We start from the raw sequence: 22388 nt of genomic DNA on the forward strand, positions 1-22388 counted from the left end.
ATGGCAGGGAGAGCCCGAACACTGATTCTGGTCCTGGGCGACCAGCTTTCCCTGGCCAACCCCGCGCTCGCCAACGCCGACCCACGACAGGACGTCGTGGTGATGGCGGAAGTGAAAGAAGAAGCCGGCTACGTCCCTCATAATCAACACAAGATTGCCCTCATCTTTGCCGCCATGCGCCATTTCTGCGCGGAGTTGCGGGCGCGGGGATTTACGGTACATTATTTTCCGTGGGCGGCCGGCAAGGCCTCATTACTGGAGGCTGTGCAATGTGCCCTGCAGCTGTCCCCGGCGGATTGCGCGCGCGTATGCGAACCCGGTGAATACCGCTTGCAGGCTGCAATGCAGGGCTGGGAAAGTGCGCTTGGCGTGTCTTTCGAGACGCTGGACGATACCCGTTTTCTCGCCACCCGGGAGGAGTTCGACACCTGGGCGGAGGGACGCAAGCAGCTGCGCATGGAGTATTTCTACCGTGACATGCGCCGCAAGTACGGTGTCCTGCTGGAGCCGGATGGCCGCCCGGCGGGGGATCGCTGGAACTACGACAAGGATAATCGGGTGGGCTGGCGTGGCCAGGTGAGCATTCCCAGCCGTGAAGCCATTGCGATGGATGAGGTCACGGCGGCTGTACTGGCTGAAGTGGCCCAGGCATTTGCGCAACACCCGGGCGATTTGCGAACCTTTAATTACGCAGTGACAGCCGCGACGGCCCGTGCAGAATTCGACTGGTTCTGTGAATATGCGCTGCCCCAGTTCGGGACGTACCAGGATGCCCTGGTGGAGGAGTCGCCCTGGGTGTTCCACAGTAAAATTTCCATGTACCTGAATATTGGTCTGCTGGAGCCGCTGGCACTGTGCCGGCAGGTGGAGCAGGCCTGGCGTAATGGGCATTGCTCGCTGGCCGCCGCGGAGGGCTTTATCCGCCAGATTCTGGGCTGGCGCGAGTATGTTCGCTGTGTGTACTGGCGGTATATGCCGGAGTATGGACAACGCAATACCTTCAATGCGACGGTGCCGCTGCCGTCGTGGTTCTGGACGGGCAACACCGAAATGCGCTGCCTTCAGCGTGCGCTGCGGCAATCCCTTGACCTGGGATACGCTCACCATACCCAACGGCTGATGGTGATTGGTAATTTTGCTCTACTGGCCGGCCTGGATGTGCGTGCCGTTTGTGGCTGGTACCTGGCGGTGTATGTCGATGCCTTCGAATGGGTGGAGTTACCCAACACACTGGGCATGGCGCTGCACGGGGACAACGGCCTGATGGCGAGCAAGCCCTATGCCGCCAGTGGCAAGTACATTCAGCGCCAGGGTAATCATTGCGGCGAATGTCGTTACAGTCCGGCGAAAATGACGGGCACGGGGGCCTGCCCCTTCAACGCCCTGTACTGGCGTTTTATCGATAACAACCTGGGCTATCTGGCGGACAACCCGCGCATGAACCTGGTGGTCGCCAACTGGCGACGGCGCCCTGCGGGCGAGCGCGAGGCCATCATTGATTGGGGCGATCACTGCCTCCAGGAACTGCTGGATCCTGCCTAGGCCTGCCTATGGGTGCTCAGCTGCCGTTATCACCGGGCATCATGGGCCAGTCGGCAGCGTCGGTCACATAAAGCGGCTGGCTGGGACGGTTCCCGCCCCATTTGGCTGTAAACAGGCCATCGGGATCGTGCTCCGCCGCCTGCTTTGCCAGGTTGAAGTGGCGCCCGCCGCGCGGGTCAGCACCGACCCCGGCGATGTATTGCCAGTTGCCATAATTGCTGCCCACATCATAATCAATCAGGTGCTTCTCAAAGAAAGCGGCACCATAGCGCCAGTCCAGCCCCAGTTCGTTGATCAGGCAACTGGCCGCGATCTGGCGACCGCGGTTACTCATCCAGCCGGTGGCCAGCAGCTGTCGTATCAGGGCGTTTACGAGTGGAAAGTCGGTATCGCCCTGGCACCAGCGGGCGAAAGCCCGGGGCTCAAAGGTACAAAAGCGATGTTTGCTTTGGGGTGCTGAGCCGGTCGAACGGAACAGCCTGTGCCCATCTGCCAGGGCGCGCCAGTGGAAGAATTCCCGCCACAGAAGCTCCAGGTAAAGGGCCTGGGTGGAATCATTGCCTTCGTGTTGTTGTTCAAACCCGGCGATGCTGCTGGCGACCTCGCGGGCCGAGAGCGCACCGCTGGCCAGCCAGGGCGACAGGGTGCTGGAGCCATCCAGAGGGTCCAGGCAGTTACGTGTGTTGCGGTAGTCGAGAACGCGCTGCTCGCCAAAAATGAATTGGTGCAGGCGGCGTTGCCCGGCCTGGCTGCCCCCCCTTATCGGCAGCGCGGCCGGCGGCGTTGCGGCAGCTTCGGGTAACGCGTGATAACGAACCGCTGCGGGTGGCGGTGGCAGCTGTAAAGGAGCCGGTACGACCGAGGCTGCGGTAACTGACTCAAGTGCCCGACGAAAGGGTGTGAAGTGCCTGGGCATTTCGTCCAAAGACATCGGCAATGCTGTCTGTGGAAGCAGCGTGTTCCCTCCGTGCACCTGCAGTGGCACAGGCAAGCGATCCCTCAGTTGCTCAAGAGTGCGTGTTTCATAGGTGCCCGGGCTGCGGCTGGTACCCACGCGCTCGATTTGCAATTGCTGGACCAGTGCCGGCAATATCTGCTCCGGGCGGCCTTCCAGGAACAGCAGGTCCTGCCCCAGTTCCTGCAACCGGCCGCGCAATGCGCCGAGGTGTTCCAGCAGCAGGCGCCGGCGCTGGGCACCAACGCCTCTCAGGTTGCACCAGGGTTGGGGTTCCTGCCAGATATACACCAGCAACAGTTCCGTTGCCGCACAATGTGACAACAGGCCGGGATTATCCTGCAACCGTAAATCGTGTTGCAGCCAGTAGAGCTCGCGCATGTTCACCACGTGAAAGAGTGTGAGGTAGTTACGCAGCCGAGGCTGGAGTGGATTTCGACATGCCCGCAGCCGCTGGTTCTAAATAGATTGATTTGCCTTTGTTGCGAGGGCTGGTATAGGCTCTCGCGACTGTCCCGTGCGCTTACTGGAGTACTATCAAATGAGCCTGACCGATGTCCTGTTCCAGCCCTTCCAGCTGGGAAACCTGGCGTTAAGGAACCGCATTGTCATGGCTCCGATGACGCGCAACTTTTCACCCGGCAATGTGCCCGGGGATGACGTTGTTGAATACTACCGCCGTCGCGCTGCCGGCGGTACCGCCCTGATCATTACCGAGGGTACCTGCATTGATCATATCGCGGCGAGTGGCTACCCGGACGTACCGTACTTTCATGGCGAGGAGCGATTGAATGCCTGGCAGCGGGTGGCGGACGCGGTACATGCCGAAGGTGGCAAGATAGCGCCCCAGCTATGGCACGTTGGCGGGATGCGCAAGGCCGGTGTCATGCCGGAAGGCGACGTGCCGGGCCATGCGCCCTCGGGGATGAATATGCCGGGCAAGGTCAATCGCCACGTGATGACCCAACAGGATATCGACGCTGTCATTGACTCATTTGCCCGCGCCGCGGCGGCGGCCGAATCCATTGGTTTTGACGCCGTGGAACTGCACGGTGCCCACGGCTACCTGGTGGACCAGTTTTTCTGGGAAGGGACCAACCAGCGCACGGATGCCTACGGGGGCTCCATGGACAAGCGTGGCCGTTTCGCGGTTGAGATCGTTGAAGCCGTAAGGGCTGCAGTCAGCGCGGATTTTCCGGTTATCCTGCGTTTTTCGCAGTGGAAACAACAGGACTTCAGTGCGCGCCTGGCGCCGACGCCGCAGGCCCTCGAACAGTTTCTGGCGCCTTTGAGTGCGGCCGGTGTCGATATCTTTCACTGTTCCACGCGCCGCTTCTGGGAGCCGGAATTCGAGGGCTCTGACCTTAACCTGGCGGGCTGGACGCGAAAATTGACGGGTAAGCCGACCATTACCGTGGGCAGCGTGGGCCTGAACGCAGATTTCATTCCCGAACCCGGTGAAACCAGCTTCAGGGCCGCGGAACCAGCCAGCCTCGAGGAATTGCTGCGGCGCATGGACGCCGGTGAATTCGACCTGGTGGCAGTCGGGCGGGCACTACTGGCTAACCCGGACTGGGCTGTCCTGGTGCGCGAAGGGCGGCTGCAAGAGATGCAGGCTTTCCTCAAGGATGATCTTGCCAGCCTGGCCTGAACGGCTCAGCCGTTGAGCGTGCTGGCGGGTATTGGACCGGGGGCGCAGGGCAGCGGCATGCTGTTCCGCCAAATGGCTGCGGACCTGCGCGACCAGGGGTATACGGTATGCCCGAACGCGCTGCCGGAAACATTGGTTAATAGCCTGATGGCGCATCTGGCGGACCTGAATACAGTCCGCTTCCAGCGTGCGGGCGTGGGCCGCCAGGAAGATCATACCCTTAACAAGCGGGTACGCACCGATGCGATAAGCTGGATTTGTGATGATTTCCCCGCGGGGAGCGACTGGTTAAGCTGGACGGGGGAGTTGCAGCGTGCTCTCAATGAGCAGCTGTTGTTGGGCCTGTTTTCCTTTGAGAGCCATTTTGCCCACTATCGCCCCGGCGACTTTTATCGAAGGCATGTCGACGCCTTTCGCGGCGGTGCGAACCGGAGGTTGTCGCTGGTGGTCTATCTCAACCCGGACTGGCAGCTGGCCGAGGGCGGCGAGCTGCTGCTGTATACAAGCGCGTCCCCTGACGAGATGTTCCGGATTCTGCCGTGCCTGGGCACGGTCGTATTGTTCCTCAGTGAGGAATTCCCGCACGAGGTACTGCCCGCCACTCGCGATCGTTATTCCATCGCCGGCTGGTTCCGGGTGAACAGCTCCACCGCCGAGCGGGTGGATCCACCCACTTGATGCTACCGCTGCCGGGTGATGACTGTAGACGTGACTCAGCCGGCGGTCTACTCTTGAACTTTCTGCTGGTGCGGCCCCACAGCACCTGCAGAGTGTATGACGAAACCCATAAAAAGGAGCAACACTGGTGAATGCACATCAGGCAGACGATCTCGAAAGTTTCATGGCCGGAGTAGAGCGGCGTAACCCCGGGGAGCCTGAGTTTCGGCAAGCGGTTCATGAAGTGGCCATGGACATCATTCCCTATATCAGTGACAAACCGATCTACAAGGAATTGATGATTCTGGAGCGGATGACGGAGCCGGATCGCATCGTGACCTTTCGTGTGGTCTGGGAGGATGACCGTGGCAGTATCCGCGTTAATCGCGGTTTCAGGGTCCAGCAGAACAATGCGATTGGTCCCTACAAGGGCGGTATTCGTTTTCACCCAACGGTAAACCAGTCCGTACTCAAGTTTCTCGCCTTTGAACAGGTCTTCAAGAATAGCCTGACCGGGCTACCCCTGGGCGGCGGTAAAGGCGGCTCCGATTTCAATCCCAAGGGCAAGAGTGACCGCGAGGTAATGCGTTTCTGCCAGGCGTTCATGACTGAACTGAGTAAGCATATTGGGCCTAATACCGATGTACCCGCGGGGGATATCGGCGTTGGTGCGCGGGAAGTCGGTTACATGTTTGGCCAGTACAAGCGCCTTGTGAACCGTTTTGAGGGTGTGCTTACCGGCAAGGCGCTGGAGTTTGGTGGTAGCCGTATCCGGCCTGAAGCTACCGGTTATGGCTGCGTTTACATGATGCAGGCGATGCTGGCGCACCATGGCGAGAGCATCGAGGGGCGTACCTGCCTGGTGTCCGGCTCCGGTAATGTGGCCAGCTACTGTGCTGAAAAACTGATTGAGCTTGGTGCCAAGGTTGTGACCCTGTCTGACTCCGGTGGCTTTATTCATGACAAAGAAGGTCTTACCCGGGAGAAACTGGCATGGGTAAACGAGCTCAAAAACAAGCGGCGGGGGCGTATCGGTGAATACGTGCGCGAGTTCGGTGGCGAATATTTTGAAGGCGAGCGCCCCTGGGGTGTGCCTTGTGACCTGGCGTTTCCCTGTGCAACCCAGAATGAAATTGAGGCCGATGATGCCGCCACCCTGCTGGCCAATAACTGTCGCGCAATAGCCGAGGGCGCGAATATGCCGGCCACGCCGGAGGCGATCAAGATGATCCAGAACAACAAGAACCTGCTACATGCACCTTCAAAAGCAGCCAATGCCGGCGGGGTTGCCGTATCGGGCCTGGAAATGAGCCAGAATAGCCTGCGACTCCAGTGGACACGCGAGGAGGTTGACCAGCATTTGCACAAGATCATCAGCACCATCCACGACCAGTGTGTGGAATTCGGCACTGCCGCGGACGGCCATATTGATTATTTCAAGGGTGCCAATGTTGCCGGCTTCAACAAGGTGGCCTCCGCGATGATCGCCTATGGCGTTATGTAGCGAGGGTACCCAGCACTTCCGCCCACAGCGGCGCCAGGCGGTCGGCATGCCAGGGTGAGACATCCACGGCCGGCGGCAGGTCCCCGCCAAGCCACTTTCGCAGCCGCGCCACCAACGCGGCTGAATCACCCTCCGGGTAGCGACAGACCGGGGGATACTGCTCCGGATAGCACAGGGCATCCGGCACCAGTGGTCGGGCACCGGCGCTGGCGGCCTCCAGCATCGCCAGCCCCTGGAATTCGTGGCGCGCAGTGCTGACGGCAATGCCCGCCCGGCCCAACTGGGTTCGATATTCATCCAGGGGCAGGCGGCCATCCGCAACAATCCTCTCCGGTAGAGCCTCGCGCAGTCGCGCCAGTGCCGGTGGTACCTGCCGCGGACGCTTGCCCAGCAGGGCGAGCCGGAACGGCACACCTTCCCCCGCCAGCGCAATCATCGCCTCGGCGAACACCTCCGGCGCTTTGTCGTGTTCCCAGCGGTGATTCCACAGTACCAGCTGTGGATCCCGCTCCGCCGCGGCGGATACCGGCGCGATCGGTACCGGGCACAGTTCGCTCTTCTGCGTCAGTCGCTCGACAATACCCGCTGGCACCGCATCCGGCATCTGCGTCAGCAGCGTCGCCACACCCTCCAGGTAGCTTGAGCGGTTGAAGGCGGAATTGAACAGCAACCGATCCGCCGCCAGCCCACCATAGAGCTGCACCATGCAGGGCTCCAGCCAGTGGTTCTGGCGGTCGCTGAGCGGATAGGCGAACTGGTTCTCATGGAAGTAGTACAGCGCCGGCACTTCGGCCAGGCGCGGATGCAGGCCCTTAAGGGTCGCCAGGTCCACCATCGAAGTGGCCAGCAGCAGGTCCGGCGCCTCGGCTGGCAGTGCATCCAGCCACGACAGGGGATTACCACGGATACGCCAGGCGAAATGCCGGCCGGGCAGCTCCAGCCGCCGCCAGTCCACCTGGGGCTGGGACGCCAGCAACCAGTCCGCCCAGGCGGCGTGGCTATCCGCGCGGTAGGCGGAGAGCAGCCAGGCTCGGGGGCGGCGGGTCCCGATGGTCAGTCCAGGCGCGGCACAGAGGCCAGCAGGGCCCGAGTATAGGGGTGCTGCGGGGCGGTGAGAATCTGCTCCGCGGTACCCTGTTCAACCAGCTTGCCATGCTGCATCACGCCCACCTGGTGTGCCAGGGTGGGCACGATGGACAGGTCGTGGGTGATGAACAGATAGGATACGCCGAACTCGCGTTGCAGCTGGCCCAATAATTCCAGTACCTCGGCACGGATAGAGACATCCAGCGCACTGGTTGGCTCATCGCAAATAATCAGCTCCGGGTTTACCGCGAGTGCCCTGGCAATCGCCACCCGCTGCAACTGGCCGCCGGAGAATTCGTGAGGATAGCGCCGGGCGTGGCCGGCGGTCAGCTGCACGCGCTCCAGCAGCGCCGTAATGGTCTGTTCGCGTTCGCTCTCGGAGAGACCCAGGTCAAGACTGATCATGCCTTCGGCAATGATATCGCCGACCGCCATGCGTGGGTTCATGGAGGAAAAGGGATTCTGGAAAATGACCTGGATTTTTTTGCGATAGGGCAGCATCGCTTTACGGCCGATATTCTGTATGGCATTGCCCTCGAAGCGCACTTCCCCGCCGACGATATCTTCCAGGTTGAGGATGGCGCGGCCCAGGGTGGATTTGCCGCTGCCTGATTCCCCGACCAGGGCGAAGGTTTCGCCGCGGCCTATCTTCAGTGATACACCGTCCACCGCCCGGGTGTGGTCGACCACCCGTTGCAGCAGCCCCTTGCGGATGGGGAAGTGCACCTTGACGTTGTCCAGTTCCAGTAGCGGCCGCTGTGCGGCGGCTTCGCGAAAGTGGCGAAGGTCCGGCAGTGCATCTATCAGGCGCTTGCTATAGGCCTGCTGTGGATTGTGGAAAAAGTCATCCACCGTGGCGCGCTCAATCAGCTCGCCGCGGTACATCACCGCGACCTCGTCGGCGGCGTATTTGACCACGCCCATATCGTGGGTGATCAGTAACACTGCCAGCTGCCGGGACCTGGTGAGGTTCATGATCAGATTCAATACCTGTTCCTGGATGGTGACATCCAGGGCGGTGGTCGGTTCGTCCGCGATCAGCACATCCGGCTCGCAGGCCAGCGCCATGGCAATCATTACCCGCTGCTGCTGGCCACCGGAGAGCTGGTGGGGGAAAAAATCGAAACGCTGGCCAGGGTCGGGAATGCCGACTTCGGTAAACAGTGTGATCACCCGTTCGCGCAATGCTTTGCCACGGAGCCTGGTATGCAGCTTGAGCGTTTCTGCAACCTGCCGGCCAACGGTCTGCACCGGATTGAGTGCGGTCATGGCGTTCTGGAAAATCATTGCTACCCGGCGACCGCGAACAGCCTGCATGTTGGCCTCGGAGAGCGCAAACAGGTCCTGGCCATCCATGGTGACACTGCCGGCGCGGATCTTGAGGGCGTCAGGCAGTAGCCGCATCGCGGCCAGCGAGGTGACTGATTTGCCGCTGCCGGATTCACCCACCAGGGCAAAAATGTGACCGGCTTTCAGCTCAAAGCTGACCGCGTTGACGATGGTTTCGCCACTTTCAGCGGCGACCACCGTGAGGTCCTGCACCTGCATGCAGAGACTGCCTGGGGGCTTGTTCTCGTGTTCGGTCATCATAATTCCACTGCACTCGGCAAGCTGACACGTGGATCGAAGGCATCGCGGACCTGGTCCGAGAACAGATTGGCCGCCAGCACCAGGGTGAACATGAAGAAAAAGGCACCGGTCAAGGTCCACCAGATGGTGGGTTCACGCGAAAGTTCGGAGCGGGCACCGTTAATCATGTTGCCCCAGCTGCCCATGGAGGGATCGACCCCGACCCCGATATAGGACAGTACCGCCTCGGCCAGGACCAGGGCGCTGAAATCCAGCACAAAGGTGATCAGGATGATATGCACCACGTTGGGCAGTACATGCCGGGCCAGGATCCGGGTATGGCTGACGCCGAAGGCATGTGCGGCCTGCACATAGCCCAGCTGGCTGATCTTGAGCGTCTCCGCCCGGATCAGCCGACACAGCGTGGCCCAGCTGGTAACCCCGAGAATAAAACACAGGGCGATGAATTTGGCGTCGGCTTTTTCCATGCCAATAGTGAAGAAGTCCGGATTGAGGTCGATATACACCTGGAACAGCAATACCGATGCGGCGATCAGCAGAATACCCGGGATCGAGCTCATGGTGGTGTAAAGGTATTGCACCACATCGTCTACCCAGCCCTTGAAATACCCGGCCATAACGCCAAGGGTAATGGCGATGGGCAGCATGATCAGGGTCGCCAGTGTGCCCAGCAGCACCCCGGTACGGATGCCCTTGAGCGACTGGAACAAGACGTCGGTACCACCCAGGTCGGTACCCAGGATATGGTAGTAACGGCTGATACTCACCATCCACACACCGGTGCAGAGCACGATGCCCTGTACCAGCCAGGACGCCCGCCAGGGATAACGACTGCCGCGGGTCAACAGCCACTGCGGCCCGATTACCAGCAAGGACAGAAGTGCGCCCCAGAACAGCGCCGTAACACTCTTGACCGCGATGTCCATCCCGCGCTCGTCCGGGTCATCAAGATGCTGGCCGGCATGACGCAGGGGCGGGTAATCGCGAATATCATTGCCGGCAGCATCCTGCAGGTTTTCCTTTTCAAACGATTGCAGGGCAAAGGGTGCCGAGTAGGTGCGTTCGAAGCGGTCACCCATACCGCCGGTCAGCACATCAAAAACACTGGTCACCTTGTTGTCGTAGAAAACCTCCTGGCCGACAACGCCCTCGGGATTTTCCAGCGCCTCGCGAAAGTGCAGGGAATCCAGCAGTGCTATTAGAATATAGGTGGCGATGACGGTGAAGGTGACCATGCCCAGGCTGGAGCTGAATACCTGGCTCCAGCGCTCGCGGATTTGCGGGTCCTTGCGCAGCCGGTAAAAGAAAAATGCCAGGGAGATCACCAGCAGGTAAATCAATGCGTCTGACCAGAGGATAACGGGTTTCATTTATGCGGATTCCTCAGGACAGGCGCACCCGGGGATCAGCCCAGGTATAGGAAATATCGGTGAGAATGAGGCCGAAGATATACAGGACGGACCCAATGAATACCATGGTGCGCACGATGGCAAAATCCTGGGACTTGATGGCATCCAGCATGTAGCTGCCCAGGCCTGGAATGCCAAAAAAGGATTCGATCAGCAGGCTGCCCATGAACAGGGAGGGAATCAGCACCACCACCCCGGTGAGGATGGGGATCATGGCATTGGGCAGGATATGTTGAAACAGAATGCTGAGTTCGCTGCAGCCCTTGGCTCGCGCGGTGCGTACGTAGTCCTGGTTGGCCTCTTCCAGAAACAGGGTGCGATACCAGCGGGCACCGGCGCCAATGCCCGCAACCACGCCTACCAGGACCGGCAGGATCAGGAACTTCCATACCTGGCCCTCGGTGTGAAACCCCGAAATGGGTACCAGGCGCCAGGTTTTGGCCACCAGAAACTGGCCGCCAATAATGTAGAACAGGTAGGAAATTGACATCAGGGCAACGAACAGGAATACCGCGCCCCGATCCAGGCGGGTGCCGTGAAACATTACCACCATCAGTGCAACGCAGATATTCACCCAGATCCCCACCAGGAAGGTTGGCAACGCCACCGCCAGGCTTGGCCACATGCGGGTGGCCACATCCGTGGTAATGTCGCGACCACTTTCCGAGCGGCCGAAGTCAAAGGCAAACAGCCGCACCGACTTATTGAAGAAAATGGTATCGGTCAGCTGTGTTACGCCGCCGGCCTCGGGATTGATGAACAGTGGCTTGTCATAACCATGTTTGCGCTTCCAGTTGGTGATGGCTTCGGGCGTAACGTATTTTTCACCCAGTTGGGAGGCGGCCATGTCATCGGGTGAATTGACCACGAAGAAGAGGGTGAAAGTCAGCAGGTTAACGCCTATCAGAATAGGGATGGCATACAGCAGCCGGCGAACAATGTAGGCAAACATAAGCGTTCCTGTTATTGGCGAGCGGTTGCGGTAAGACGTCGGCGGTAGGCAATTACACCGGGCAGAATAAGGGCCAGCAGCAGTATTGCCGCCGCAAATAGTGGCCAGGTGACTGGCTGGTTCCATTCCTCACGCTTTTGCTCGCGCAGTTCTTCGTCGATGCGGAGGTACTTCAATGTGTTCTTGGAAATCCCGTGACGCTTGGTGTTATGCACCCAGCTGTTATTCAGGTAGATGTCCTTGGGGTAGTAGGCGAACAGCCATACGGCGTCATCCCGCAGCATGTCTACCATCCGGCTGACAATGTCGAGCCGCTCGGGACCGGGAGGCAGGACGCGCATGGACCTGAACAGCTGGTCATACTCTTCGCGTTCATAGTTGGAATTGTTGGCGCCATCGCAGTTACAGATCAGCGGGCTCTCTGGGCCGTAGAGCAGGAACAGGAAGTTTTCCGGATCCGGGTAATCCGCCAGCCAGCCATGGGAGTAAATCTGGGTATTACCGGTAAGCAGTTTTTCCCGGGTGCGGTTCCAGTCCGCCGGCCGGTATTCCACCTGCACCCCGATTCTGGCAAAGGCGCGATCTATCCAGTTCATGCTGGTATTGGAAATCGCCTGGCTTTGCACATCAATAAAGATCTTCAGCGGCTCGCCGGTGCGAACATCCCGACCATTGGGGTATCCCGCCTCAACCAGCAGCTGACGGGCGTGCTCAATCGATTTGCGCCGGGGCTCGCCGTCAACCCAGTCGTAAACGTGGGGGTTTATACCCTCGGGGCCTTCAACAAAGCCGGGAATCCCCGGCGGGATGGGCATCTGTGCCGGAATGCCATTGCCCTTGTAAAAAATATTGAGATATTCCTCGGTATCGAAGGCTATCTGCAACGCTCTTCTGAGCTTGCGTTTTTCTTCGGTATAGCCGCCAAGCACCGGGTCGCGCATGTTAAAGCCATAGTAGTAAATACCGGGTTTAACATCGGGCGACACGGTAATACCGTGGTCCTCAAGGTCATCGGAAAGCTCCACCCCGTCCGGACCGACAACAAAGGCCTGGTCGAAGACGCCCGTGGTGTTGCCATGGACTTCACCCGAGCGATCATAATAGCCCTGCAGAAACTTGGTCCACAGTGACAGTACTTCCTTTTCCAGCCTGAATACGGCGCGGTCAATCATTGGCAGCCGTTTGCCCGCATCTGCCAGCAGGCCCGCCTCGGCGTCACCGGGAGCGCCTTCTTCCGGATAGTAGTCCTCTCGGAAATTGGGGTTGCGCTCCAGTACAATTTCACTGTTCGGGTCATTCTTGACCATCATGAACGGGCCGCTGCCCACTGGCCACCAGTCCAGGGTGAGGTTGCGATCGGCAAAACCGGGATTCCGGAAGAAGCGATCAACCTCGGGGGCGATAGGAGAAAAAAAGTGCATGGCCAGCCAGTAAGTGAACTGGGGATAGCGGCCTTCTATAGTGATCGTGTAATTATATTCGTCAATGACTTCCAGACCGGCCATTGGGTACTGGTCCAGGTTCACCCAGCCGTTGCGGGGCACAAGTTGCAGCGTGTTGGAGAAGTCTTTCATCCCGACAATATACTGGGCCATGAAGCCCAGCATGGGCGAGCCGTTGAAGGGGTCGGCCAGGCGTTTGATGGCATATACGTAATCATTGGCTCGAACCGGGCGTGAATCGGTGAGCGGGAAATCGCCTATCTGCCCGTACTCCCGCCCCTGCTCGGGGTCAGTGAACAGGTAAAGAGCGTCTCCCTCTGCATCGGTTACAAATGCCGGGTGGGGTTGGTAGCGGGCGTCCTCGCGTACGCTCAGGTGATACCGGGAAAAGGCCACGTCCGCGCTGTCGGGCTCTACGCTCTCACCCTCAGCGTTGAGATAGGTGATTGTCGGAAAGCTCTCCACGCCAAGGGGGATCAGCTCATAGGGGCGCTTGAGAAAGTGATAACCCATGGGCGGTTCGTATATTTGCATCAGGAACAGCGACTCGTCCGAGGCGTAGGATACGGCCGGGTCAAGGTGCTTCGGCGGCGCCGGGGACATAACCGACTGATAGGTTACCTTACCTTCGGGTGAAGGAGGGTTGGGGTTGTTCCAGGGCCCTTCGGAGCAGCCGGCCAATACCGTCACGAGCAGTAATATGACGATTCCGGCGCCGCGCGCAAACATTCGGTAGCGCATGCGGAAACTTCCATCTTATAGTCAGGGACAGCATGTTAACAGTAAACACACGTGGGGTTAACTCCGGCATTAGTGTTGCGAGTACAATAGGCGCAGGAGGTCACCACTATGCGCGTTGTACTATGGTTCACAGTTTCCTTGCTGGGATTCACCCTGATGGCCTGTAAGCAAGAGATGCCGCTGCCGATAGAGCCCGGGGTTTCGCTGGCGCTGGCTGAGCAGCGGGCACGGCGCCTGGCAGATATTCATTATGAGCTGTACTTTGAGATTCCCGCGGATCAACAAGCCGGCATCGCCGGCCGCGCGGTAATCAGTTTCACGCTGACCGAACCGGAGAAGGATCTGCAGCTCGATTTCCGGGCCGAAGCGGACGCGGTGCACCGTCTCGTAGTCAATGGTGAACCGTTGGTTCCACTGCTGCAAGAGGAGCATCTGGTCATTCCCGCGGCGGCGCTGCAACCAGGTCCCAATACCGTGGAACTCGATTTTACGGCTGGCGATGCTTCACTGAACCGCAACCCCGATTATCTCTACACCCTGTTCGTGCCGGACAGGGCGCGCACGGCGTTGCCATTGTTTGACCAGCCAGATCTCAAGGCAACCTGGGACCTGACCCTGGCGCTGCCGGAAAGTTGGGTGGCGCTGGCCAACGCGCCCCTGCTGGCAACCCGGGACGGGGAGCCCGGCCAGACTGTGCATCAGTTTGCCACATCGGAGCTGATCAGTTCCTACGTATTCTCCTTTGTGGCAGGACGTTTTGAGGTGGTAACCCGCGAGTACGAAGGGCGGCCAATCACGCTGCTACACCGGGAAACTGACGACGCCAGAGTCGCCCGCAACCTCGAGGCCATCTTCGACCTGCACTGGGCGGCACTGGACTGGCTGGAAGATTACACCGGTATTGCCCATCCTTTTACCAAGCTGGACCTCGCGCTGCTCCCGGCCTTTCAATACGGCGGCATGGAGCACCCCGGGGCCATTCAGTACCGGGCCGAGTTGTTGTTGCTTGATGAATCCCCGACGGACGAGGAGCAATTGCGACGTGCCAGTCTTATTGCCCATGAAGTCGCCCATATGTGGTTTGGTAACCTGGTGACCATGCGCTGGTTCAACGATGTCTGGACCAAGGAGGTTTTTGCCAACTTCATGGCGGCGAAGATCGTAAACCCCCAGTTTCCCCAAATCGATCACGAGCTGAGCTTTCTGCTGCGGCATTATCCGGCCGCCTATGCCGTAGACCGCTCGGCGGGGAGCAACCCGATTCGCCAGCCATTGGCCAATCTCAATGAGGCAGGGCAGCTCTACGGTCCCATCATCTACAACAAGGCGCCCATCATGATGCGGCAGCTGGAGCAACTGTTGGGTCCGGTGGCGTTTCGAGCAGGCATCGGCGAGTATCTGCGGGCCCATGCCTACGGCAACGCAAGCTGGCCGGACCTGGTCGCTGTTCTGGACAGCCATACCGATACCGGCCTGGCCGCCTGGAGCGATGAGTGGGTGCACAGCACCGGGTTTCCGGATTTCGCCCTGCAATACAGCGCCGGCGGCCTGGGCTATGGGCGCACCCCAGTAGTCCTTTCCGACCTGGATGCCTGGCTTGAACTGGAGCCGGTTGCCCGCGGCAGGTTGTTGTTGAATCTGTATGAGGAACTCCTGGTTGGCGAGAAAGTATTACCAGAGGACTACACCCGCCGGCTACTGGATATTATTGCGATTGAAACGAATCAGCTGGTGCTGGCCACAGCTCTGTCCCAGCTGGCGCGCTTGCAACAGGTCCTGCTGCCAGAGCGTGCACGGAACGAGCTGCAGCCGGTGCTCGAGGAAACATTATGGCGAGCGGTTGCCGCCACAGACGACCCCGCCCGGGTCAGGTTATTGTTCGATAAGCTGGTAGCACTGGCGTCCGAACCTGGATCCGTGCAGCGCCTGTACCGGATATGGTCGGGTGAGGAATCCGTTGCGCAATTGCAGCTGTCAGAAAACGACCGCATTCACCTGGCGGCCATTCTGGCAATTCGACTGCCGCAACAGGCAAAGGAGATTGTGGCCCTGCAACATGGGGAAATCATCAATCCGGATAATCGCCGCCGGCTGGAATTCCTGGCGCCGACACTGTCACCGGTGCCGGCAACACGCGACGCCTTCTTCGCCAGCCTGGCGGACCCGGCCATGCGAGCCACTGAAAACTGGGTGCTTGATGCGTTGGGGTATCTACATCACCCGCTGCGAGCCGGGCACTCGCGGCGCTATATTCTGCCCAGCCTGGAGCTGCTGCAGGAGATACAGGTTACCGGCGATATTTTCTTTCCCTCGGGTTGGTTGCACGCCACGCTGGCGAACCATGGCTCGGCAGAGGCCGTTGCCATCGTGCGGGAATTTCTGGCGGCGCATCCTCAATTTAATGCCCAGCTGCGGATGAAAATCCTGCAGGCATTGGATATGCCGGCAAGGGCGGCGCGGCTGCGCACATAAAAAAACCCATCACCGGAAACCGGTGATGGGTTTTTGTTGCAGCAGTAATCAGGAGCTGATAGCGCCGCGTTTTTTGTGCTCTAGAACTCGTACAACACGTCCAGGCCAAAGGTACGCGGCTGGCCGAAGATGTTGCCGGCGTAGCCGAGTGTCGCAAAGTCTATGCCCCACTCCTCGTACTCTTCGTCGGTGACATTCTTGCTCCAGGCCGAAATCCGCAAATTGCCGTTATCGCCCAGCGGAACCTCGTTGAGGGTTACCCGCGCGTTGACAAGAGTTCGACTGTCCGAGGCATCAAATTCGTTGAGGAAGGGATGAAAAACGAATTCATCGGTATAGGAGAGATCCACCCGGGCCGACAGGGTGCCAAAGGTGAAGGGCTGGAACCGGTATTCCAGTCCCGCGGACGCGGTATTTTCCGGGGCTCGAGTCACGGTTGTAACATCCGCGATATTCTCGACCTCGTTGGTAACCGGGTTCAGCGCACGGTATTCATCAAACTCGGCGTCAAGGTAACCGTACGTCGCCTCCAGGGTCAGGCCCTGGGTCAGTCGGGCAAGAATCTCCAGTTCAAAGCCCCTGTAGGTTGCTTCGCCGGCATTGACAATCCTGCTCGATGCACCGCCGCTGCCAGCCTCAAATACGGCAATCTGCATGTCCGTGTAATCGTTGTAGAACACGGCAGCATTCACCCGTAACTGATTATCAAGCCAGCTGGATTTGATGCCCAGCTCGTAGGAATCGAGTTCCTCCTCTTCAATGATCTCTTCCCAGCCACTAACAGTAGAAGCGCGCGAGTTGAAACCACCGCCGTTGTAACCGGTGGAGTGGGTGGCGTAGACATTGATATCCGGCGTCCAGGCGTAGTTTGCCGTTAACAAATAGCTGATGTTGTCCCAGCTGTCGCTATTGGTGAGCTTGTCGTCAATCGAGGTGTGGCCGAGTGTTTCGTTGAACAGGAAAGCGTTGCGTTTGTCCTCGGTGTAACGTAGCCCCGCGGTGATATCCAGTTGCTGGGTGAAAGAGTAGGTGAACTGCCCGTAAGCCGCGACAGACTCGGTTTCCTGGCCATACACAAAGTCCACAAAACCGTTCATGTTGGGATCAGCACCGGGAAACGGAAAGGGCAGGGGCAGGCGTTGGCTGCCCTGGCAAACCGGTCCGTTGCCGAAGTCCTGGCAGAAGCCGGCAGCAGTATAGGCGCCGTCAAGGGGGCTGCCCAGCAGGAACTGAATGGGCAGGGCAAAGGTCTGCGGGTTACTCTGGAAAATTTCTTCTTCGTAGTAGAACAGGCCGAGGGTGTATTGCAAGCGCTCGTTAAAGGCATCGCCCATGAGTTGTAATTCGTGGGTTTGCAGGTCAATCCAGCCCTCGTCAATGGTGGCGTGAAACCCCGGGGTAGGTATGACTTGCCCGCCGCCGTAAAACAGGTCGGCGGTATTCAGTGCGCCGCCGTCCAGGTCGGTAGAGCCGTAGCCGGAGTCAGTCCTGCGATCTGCGAAGATATATTTGACGCTGAAGGCGTCAAGATCCCAGTTCACGGTCAGGTTGTGGCCCTCGACCTCGAGGAATTCATCGCTGACGCCGTCCAGGTTGAAGTTCTCACGGCGTGTCTCGGGGTCGCCCACCAGCGCATCCATTTCCTGGTAAAGCTGGCCGCCGAGGAAAGTATAGGGAAAGGGCGTGGTAGTGAAGCCGTTATAGATGCTGTCCTTGACCTTGGTTACCTGAAAGGGCGTCGGCACACCGGTATTGTCGGTTTTATCAAACACATAGTCGATGGTCAGCCGCTCTGTCGGCTGCAGGCGAAAAGCGGCACGGTATGATTTGTTGTCTTCACTGCCGAGGTCGCTTTCGCTGCCGGGGAAGTCATTGTCCGCCCAGCCATCGTATTCCATTTTCACGGCGGACAATTTTACAGACAGCATATCGGCAATCTTGGGCAGGTCAATGGAACCCGCGACGCGCCGGTAGCCGTCATTGCCGACGTTCGCCTCCAGCCTGCCGCCCAGCTCGCCGGAGGGTTTTATTGTGGTGACGTTAATGGCGCCGCCGGTGCTGTTGCGGCCAAACAGGGTACCCTGGGGGCCCCGCAGCACCTCGATTGCCTGCAGGTCAACGATGTCGAATACGGCGCCAACGGTCTTGCTCATGTATACGCCATCAAGGTAGAAGCTGGTCTTGGGATCCACCATCAGGGAGGTTTCGCCGCTGCCCACCCCGCGAATGTAAATGGACATATTGGAATTTGACGAGGGCTGCTTCTGGATATTGGTGTTTGGCGCAAAACTGGCGAGGTCAGTAACGTTATAAATACCAAGGTCAGCGATTTTTTCGGTATTGAACGCCGTTACCGCGATAGGCGTATCCTGCAGCAGGGTTTCACGCCGCTGGGCAGTGACCACGACTTCCTCCAACGCCAGTGACTGGGCGTGCAGTGCGCTCGTCAACGGTAATGAACCCGCTGCGATCAAGGCTGTAGCAATAGGCGTGCAAAGGTATCTGGACATATAGTGGCTCCGTTTATTTATTATCTGCAACCGTCTGTTTCATGGGTAACTTTGGCGGCACGTCATGTTGGTGTCCGCGAGTTTTTTATGCTAGGTAGATACTCGCCCATGCAGTGTAGCTTTACCAGAGTAAATGTAGATACCGGTCAAAAGATATACAAAAATATAGTTCAATATCTTGTACTTGCCGGGAGGCGGCAGGGCTCGGGAGAGCTGCTATGAAATGCCGCGCTTTGGTTCGTAACGCCGGGTGAGCAGTTTGCCGAGCGGCTCCCTGTATTGGTCAAAGAGCACCGCGCCAATAATGACCAGGCCGGTAATGATCCGTTTGCCCGGTTCCGATACCCCCAGCTGTGCGAGCCCGGTCTGCATTACTGCGATGATCAGCACACCGAGAAAGGTGTTGACGACGGAACCCCGTCCTCCCGACAGGCTGGTGCCCCCGATAACCACCGCGGCAATTGCCGACAACTCCAGACCAATGCCGGCGTTGGGGTCGGCGCTCTGCAGATAGCCAAGCTGGAACACCCCGCCAAGGGCCGCCAGAACACCGGCAATGGCAAATACCACGACCTTCCAGCGCACGGTATTGATACCCGACAGGCGCACGGCCTCCTCATTGGTGCCGATGGCAATCATGTAACGGCCAAAAACGGTTTTAACCAGGATAAACTGTGCCAGCGCGACCACGACAATGGCACCAATCAGCGCCGGTGACAGCCCGAGGCCCGCTATCGGCTCACCGATACGACCAACCGCAGGCCCGAGGTATTTGGTCTCTGAACCGGTAACGAGATAGGCGCCACCGCGAGCGATTTCCAGCATCCCCAGAGTAACGACGAATGAGGGTATGGCCCAGCGTGCACTGACCAGGCCACTGAAGGAGCCACATGCCAGGCCCGTTAACAGGCTCGCCAGTAACGCGGGTACCAAAGGCCAGCCGCTATCGGCCATTAATACACCCATCACGGCGGCACACAAGGCCATCACCGAGCCCACCGAAAGATCAATGCCGGCAATCAGCAATACAAAGGTCATGCCCACTGCAACGACAGTCAGGGTTGGAATCTGGTTGGCCAGGGTTCGGAAAGTGACGGCGGAAAAGAAGTAGTCGCTCAGTGAACTGAACAGCAGGATCAATACCAGCAATACCGCGACCAGGCCGAGCGAGTTCCAGGGCAGCCGGATACGGCCGACAATAGAGGGTGACATCAAGAGATCTCCAGCGGTGGAGCAACTTTCTGCCCCGCCGTTGTATAAAAGCGGAAGCTGGCTTCAAGCAAGGCCTGCTCGCTAACGGTGTCGGCTGTAAACTCACCCGCCAGGCGCCCGTTGGAGAGTACGACGACGCGGTCGGCGAGGGCCAGCAGTTCTTCTGTTTCGCTGCTGACCACGATAACCGCTTTACCTTGAGCAGCCAGGTCACGAATCAGTTCCTGGATCAGCAGTTTGGAGCGCGCGTCCACGCCGCGCCCGGGTTCATCAAACAGCAGTATCTGCAGGTCCCGCAACAGCCATCGCCCGATAAGGACTTTTTGTTGATTGCCACCGCTGAGCTGGGCGACGGGTTGCTGCAGGTCGTCGTGCTTGATATCCAGTTGCCGGCATATTTCGGCGCTATTGTCGGCGATGGCTTTATCATTAACTATCCCAAGCCTGTTGTGCAGTGTGCCGAGCTGACCAAGGCCGATATTCAAGGCGATTGATTTATCCAGCAACAGCCCCTGGCCCTTGCGGTCTTCAACCACCAGGCCAATGCCCGCAGCGATAGCCTCGGCAGGATTGCGCAACTGTTGCAGCCGGGAAAAATCGTCCGCTGCCAGACGGATGCCCCCGGTGTCTGCCGTATCGGCACCAAACAGCGTGCGTAGCAGCTCGGTGCGGCCTGAGCCTATGAGGCCGCCGATGCCGAGTACTTCTCCCGCTCGCAGTTCCAGGTTGATGTCAGTGAAGGCTCCCTGGCGTCCGAGCTGCTCTATTTTCAGTACGACATGTCCCGGCTTGGTCGCGCTTCCGTTACTCGCAGCTGTAGCCGCGATTGTCGTGGGGGTTTTCGGCGGAATGCGCGCCATGGCCGGGCCGGCCATCAGGTGCACCATACGTTCAACGTCCATCTCATCCGCGTTTTCGGTGGCGATTAACGCGCCATCGCGCAAAATCGAGACCCGATCCGCAACCCGTTGTATTTCGCTCATGCGATGGGAAATATAAATGATACCAATACCGGCAGAGCGCAGGATATCGAGCTGACCGAACAGCTGGTCGATCTGGGGGTCGGTGAGTGCCGCCGTAGGTTCGTCCAGAATCAGTAGCCGTACCGGCTGGGCAAGTACCCTGGCAATTTCGACCAGTTGTTGCTTGCCTACCCCTAGGGCTGATACCGGTGTGTCCGGATCGAGTTCATCCAGATTGAGGCGCGCCAGCGCCGCGCGTGCGGAGTCACGCAATGCCTGATGATTAATCACTCCTGCGCGATTTCCAAGCCGGTTAAAGCAGAGGTTTTCGGCAATGCTCAGGGTGGGAAAGAGATTCAGTTCCTGCATTACCATGCGCACGCCTGATGCTTCGGCCGAGTGCAGGGAGGCGGGCTGGTAAGGCTGGCCCGAAAGCCGCATGTTTCCGCTGTCGGGCCGGTGAATGCCGGCGATGAGATTGCACAGAGTGCTTTTGCCGGCACCGTTGCTGCCCATCAGCGCGTGAATCTCCCCGGCCCGGAGAGTGAAGTCAATGCCGCGTAACACCGGCACCGCAAACTGTTTGTGCAGTGCGTCGATTGCCAGTAAGGGAGGCTCGCCAGCAGTCACAGAATAGTACTCGATTACTGGCCGGCACCGGCTTTAACCACATCAACCGGCGTATCCCGGTCGGCTGGCGCCTGGCCGGACGCCAGTATCTCCAGCGCGTACTCGATACCGAATACGGCCAACTGGTCGCCGTACTGGTTTGCTGTAGCGAGCATCTCGCCCGATTGCACCAGACTGTTGGCGGCGGAGATGTTATCGAAGCCCACGATCAGCACTTCCCCGGCGCGACCCGACTGGCGTACCGCGGCTACAGCGCCCAGGGCCATACTGTCATTGGCGCAGAGCAATGCTTTGAGCTCGGGGTTTTCGCCGAGGATGGCGGCGGCAACATTGGCGGCGCGTGCCTGCTCCCAGTCGGCTGCCTGGACTGAGACTATTTCGATGTCGGCGGCTCGCATGGCATCTTCGAATCCCGCCTGGCGTTGTTGGGCGTTGAACGCGCCGGGATTGCCGCCAATGATGGCCACCTGGTCGCCGGCCTTTAGTTCCGCTGCCAGGACATCGCCAACCTTGCGAGCACCCGCACGATTGTCCGGCCCGACAAAGGGAATGCTGATATCCATTCCGGCCAGGATTTCGCGGTCAAAACGGTTGTCGATATTGACTACCACGATGCCCTGGGCTGCAGCACGCCTGGCCACCGGCAATAACCCTTTGGAGTCCGCCGGCGCGATCACGATGGCATCTACTCCGGTCGCCATCATCTGTTCCACCAGCGCCACTTGCTGGGCCAGATCGCTTTCGTTCCTGATGCCATTGACAACCAGTTCATACTGGTCGGCATTGGCTGCCTGGTGCCTGCGGGCGCCGTCTGCCATATTGATGAAAAACTCATTTGCCAGTGACTTCATCACCAGAGCTATACGCAGCGGTGCCGGGTCAGCTGTCGTCTCCGGCGTCGGTTCCCGGGTACAGGCTGTCAGCGCCGCGAGCAGCATCAGCCCCGTGACCAATCGGCTTAAGGGCATTGAGCGAAAGGGTGGCATTAAAAAGTTCCTTTAGAGGCCAGCGCTGAATGTTGCGAGCACTGTAGTTATTTAGACACAGGGCAGATTACCCCAGAAATCAGCAGG

Annotated in this window: 15 protein-coding genes; 5 read left to right on the forward strand and 10 right to left on the reverse strand. The window is 59.1% G+C overall.

The annotated features are described in order from the left end of the window. Complete coding sequence (locus CWI75_RS17150; RefSeq protein WP_101522755.1) at positions 1 to 1542, forward strand: cryptochrome/photolyase family protein; 1542 nt, start codon at positions 1 to 3, stop codon at positions 1540 to 1542. A gap of 16 nt (positions 1543 to 1558) precedes the next feature. Here CWI75_RS17150 and CWI75_RS17155 read toward each other — a convergent pair whose 3' ends face one another. Beyond that, positions 1559 to 2878, reverse strand: coding sequence for a DASH family cryptochrome (locus CWI75_RS17155; RefSeq protein WP_101522756.1), 1320 nt, complete (start codon positions 2876 to 2878; stop codon positions 1559 to 1561). Positions 2879 to 3038: 160 nt separating this feature from the next. Between CWI75_RS17155 and CWI75_RS17160 the strand changes: the two genes are divergently transcribed. The 3 genes from CWI75_RS17160 (at position 3039) to gdhA (ending at position 6309) form a co-directional block, all read left to right on the forward strand. Next, positions 3039 to 4148 (forward strand): NADH:flavin oxidoreductase, encoded by a 1110-nt coding sequence (locus CWI75_RS17160; RefSeq protein WP_101522757.1) that lies wholly within the window; start codon positions 3039 to 3041, stop codon positions 4146 to 4148. Positions 4149 to 4205: 57 nt separating this feature from the next. After that, positions 4206 to 4826 (forward strand): 2OG-Fe(II) oxygenase, encoded by a 621-nt coding sequence (locus tag CWI75_RS17165; protein ID WP_101522787.1) that lies wholly within the window; start codon positions 4206 to 4208, stop codon positions 4824 to 4826. Between the two features lie 127 nt (positions 4827 to 4953). Next, positions 4954 to 6309, forward strand: coding sequence for an NADP-specific glutamate dehydrogenase (gene gdhA, locus CWI75_RS17170; RefSeq protein WP_338152711.1), 1356 nt, complete (start codon positions 4954 to 4956; stop codon positions 6307 to 6309). On the opposite strand, the gene CWI75_RS17175 is transcribed toward gdhA, so the two are convergent. Genes CWI75_RS17175 through CWI75_RS17195 form a run of 5 tightly spaced genes read right to left on the reverse strand, consistent with a single transcriptional unit; the run spans position 6302 to position 13529 of the window. Beyond that, complete coding sequence (locus CWI75_RS17175) at positions 6302 to 7366, reverse strand: tRNA-queuosine alpha-mannosyltransferase domain-containing protein (protein WP_206604781.1); 1065 nt, start codon at positions 7364 to 7366, stop codon at positions 6302 to 6304. The two genes, gdhA and CWI75_RS17175, sit on opposite strands and share 8 nt — an antisense overlap. Further along, positions 7363 to 8985 (reverse strand): ABC transporter ATP-binding protein, encoded by a 1623-nt coding sequence (locus CWI75_RS17180; RefSeq protein ID WP_241521281.1) that lies wholly within the window; start codon positions 8983 to 8985, stop codon positions 7363 to 7365. The genes CWI75_RS17175 and CWI75_RS17180 overlap by 4 nt, the downstream gene beginning before the upstream one ends. After that, complete coding sequence (locus tag CWI75_RS17185) at positions 8982 to 10355, reverse strand: ABC transporter permease (protein ID WP_101522760.1); 1374 nt, start codon at positions 10353 to 10355, stop codon at positions 8982 to 8984. The genes CWI75_RS17180 and CWI75_RS17185 overlap by 4 nt, the downstream gene beginning before the upstream one ends. Positions 10356 to 10368: 13 nt before the next feature. Continuing rightward, entirely contained in the window at positions 10369 to 11346 is a 978-nt protein-coding gene (locus CWI75_RS17190; protein ID WP_101522761.1) for an ABC transporter permease, read from the reverse strand. 11 nt (positions 11347 to 11357) lie between these two features. After that, the gene (locus CWI75_RS17195; protein ID WP_241521282.1) at positions 11358 to 13529 is read right to left on the reverse strand and encodes an ABC transporter substrate-binding protein; all 2172 of its coding nucleotides are present in this window, start codon (positions 13527 to 13529) and stop codon (positions 11358 to 11360) included. Positions 13530 to 13637: 108 nt separating this feature from the next. Between CWI75_RS17195 and CWI75_RS17200 the strand changes: the two genes are divergently transcribed. Beyond that, positions 13638 to 16001 (forward strand): M1 family metallopeptidase, encoded by a 2364-nt coding sequence (locus CWI75_RS17200; protein WP_101522762.1) that lies wholly within the window; start codon positions 13638 to 13640, stop codon positions 15999 to 16001. Positions 16002 to 16081: 80 nt separating this feature from the next. Here CWI75_RS17200 and CWI75_RS17205 read toward each other — a convergent pair whose 3' ends face one another. The 4 genes from CWI75_RS17205 to CWI75_RS17220 all read right to left on the reverse strand — a co-directional run bounded on the left by CWI75_RS17205 (position 16082) and on the right by CWI75_RS17220 (position 22301). Continuing rightward, a complete protein-coding gene (locus CWI75_RS17205; protein ID WP_101522763.1) occupies positions 16082 to 18511 on the reverse strand; it encodes a TonB-dependent receptor in 2430 nt (809 codons plus the stop codon). Between the two features lie 216 nt (positions 18512 to 18727). Next, complete coding sequence (locus CWI75_RS17210; protein WP_101522764.1) at positions 18728 to 19723, reverse strand: ABC transporter permease; 996 nt, start codon at positions 19721 to 19723, stop codon at positions 18728 to 18730. Continuing rightward, positions 19723 to 21315: a sugar ABC transporter ATP-binding protein gene (locus CWI75_RS17215; protein WP_101522765.1), complete on the reverse strand. Its 1593-nt coding sequence runs from the start codon at positions 21313 to 21315 to the stop codon at positions 19723 to 19725. Before CWI75_RS17215 ends, CWI75_RS17210 begins: the two co-directional genes overlap by 1 nt. A 14-nt stretch (positions 21316 to 21329) precedes the next feature. Beyond that, positions 21330 to 22301, reverse strand: coding sequence for a sugar ABC transporter substrate-binding protein (locus CWI75_RS17220; protein ID WP_206604776.1), 972 nt, complete (start codon positions 22299 to 22301; stop codon positions 21330 to 21332). Positions 22302 to 22388 lie beyond the last annotated feature (87 nt).

The organism is Kineobactrum sediminis, assembly GCF_002868715.1.
GTDB classification, from domain to species: Bacteria; Pseudomonadota; Gammaproteobacteria; order Pseudomonadales; family Halieaceae; genus Kineobactrum; species Kineobactrum sediminis.